Below are 1,856 nucleotides of genomic sequence, written 5' to 3'. Positions count from 1 at the left end.
TACACCACGCAGATGGGCCGGCAGCCGATATTCATCACACGCAACAAAGATGGTGAGCTCAATGCCTTCATCAATGCCTGCAGTCACCGCGGCGCCACGCTCTGTCGCTTTAGGAGTGGAAACAAGGCCACCCACACCTGCTCGTTCCACGGCTGGACCTTCAGCAATTCGGGCAAGCTGCTCAAGGTCAAAGACCCCAAGGGCGCCGGCTATCCGGACAGCTTCGACTGTGACGGCTCGCACGACCTGAAGAAAGTTGCGCGCTTTGCTTCCTACCGCGGATTTCTGTTCGGCAGCCTGCGCGAGGACGTCGCCCCATTGGAAGAATTCCTCGGCGAGTCGAGGAAGGTCATCGACATGGTCGTCGACCAATCGCCCGAAGGTCTGGAGGTGCTGCGCGGTTCCAGCACCTATGTTTACGAAGGCAATTGGAAGGTGCAGGTCGAGAACGGGGCCGACGGCTACCACGTTAGCACTGTGCACTGGAATTACGCCGCCACCCAGCAGCAGCGCAAGCTGAGAGAAGCGGGCGATGATATTCGCGCCATGAGCGCCAGTAGCTGGGGCAAGGGTGGCGGTGGTTTCTACTCCTTTGAAAACGGCCATCAGATGATCTGGGCGCGCTGGCCCGACCCGGCAGACCGTCCGCTGTTCGCTGATCGAGATCGCTTAGCCAGTGAGGTTGGTGAAGCCCGTGCCGACTGGATGATCGGTATCTCCCGCAACCTCTGCCTCTACCCGAACCTCTACCTGATGGACCAGTTCGGCTCGCAGTTGCGTATCACCCGTCCGCTGTCGGTGGATAGAACCGAAATCACCATCTACTGCATCGCGCCGAAAGGCGAGGGCGCCGAGGCGCGTGCCCGCCGCGTCCGTCAGTACGAGGATTTCTTCAATGTCAGCGGCATGGCCACCCCGGACGACCTTGAAGAATTCCGCGCTTGCCAGCAGGGCTTCGCCGGCAGGGGAATGAACGATATGTCCCGTGGGGCGACGCACTGGATCGACGGCCCCGACGAAATTGCTAGGGGGATTGATCTGCACCCGCTGATGAGTGGCCCGCGTATCGAGGACGAGGGCCTGTTCGTCATGCAGCACAAGTACTGGCAACAGCAGATGATCAGGGCCGTCAAGGCCGAACAGGATCGGCTGATCCATGCGGAGGGCGCGTAAATGACTATCTCCTACGAAGCCGTGCGCGATTTCCTTTACCGCGAAGCACGCTACCTCGACGACAAGCAGTGGGATAGCTGGCTGGAAATGTACGCGCCGGACGCCACTTTCTGGATGCCGGCCTGGGACGACCGCGACCAATTGACCGAAGACCCGCAGAGCCAGATCTCGCTGATTTGGTACGGCAATCGCGGTGGCCTAGAGGATCGGGTGTTCCGCATCAAGACCGAGCGCTCCAGTGCCACCATTCCGGACACCCGAACCAGCCACAACATCAGCAATCTGGAGTTGCTCGAGCAGTCCGACGGCTTCTGTAAGCTGCGCTACAACTGGTACACCTTGAATTACCGGTACAAGACGGTGGACCACTTCTTTGGCACCAACTTCTGCACCCTCGACACATGCGGCGAGAGCCCGCTGATTAAGGCCAAGAAGGTCGTTCTGAAGAACGACTACGTCCGCCAGTTCATCGATGTATACCACGTCTGAGGTGCCGCCATGACACACAAGGTTGCACTGAACTTCGAAGACGGCGTCACTCGTTTCATCGATGCTAATGCTGGCGAGACTATTGCTGATGCTGCCTACCGCCAAGGCATCAATTTACCCATGGACTGCCGAGACGGTGCATGCGGCGCCTGCAAATGCTTCGCCGAGAGCGGCCGCTACGACCTCGGCGAGGA

The 1,856-nt window shown here is 59.5% G+C and carries 3 protein-coding genes; all 3 read left to right on the top strand.

Features of this window, described 5'->3' with window-relative positions; genetic code table 11:
- On the top strand, window positions 1-1,173 hold a 1,173-nt coding region (locus tag DU29_RS0100990), incomplete at its 5' end, for an SRPBCC family protein (protein WP_028620003.1).
- Window positions 1,174-1,662: a benzoate 1,2-dioxygenase small subunit gene (gene benB / locus DU29_RS0100985; RefSeq protein WP_003452498.1), complete on the top strand. Its 489-nt coding sequence runs from the start codon at window positions 1,174-1,176 to the stop codon at window positions 1,660-1,662.
- Window positions 1,663-1,671: 9 nt separating this feature from the next.
- A partial coding sequence (locus DU29_RS01000000129330) for a 2Fe-2S iron-sulfur cluster-binding protein (RefSeq protein ID WP_033050200.1) occupies window positions 1,672-1,856 on the top strand: 185 nt, incomplete at its 3' end.

Source organism: Pseudomonas sp. Ant30-3 (genome assembly GCF_000690905.1).
Classification (GTDB): domain Bacteria; phylum Pseudomonadota; class Gammaproteobacteria; order Pseudomonadales; family Pseudomonadaceae; genus Aquipseudomonas.
This window is presented reverse-complemented; position numbering and strand designations above follow the sequence as displayed.

What these genes read in the sequence shown, in the direction of transcription:
- benB (WP_003452498.1), top strand. Translation starts at nt 1,174, where the DNA reads ATGACTATCTCCTACGAAGCCGTGCGCGATTTCCTTTACCGCGAAGCA.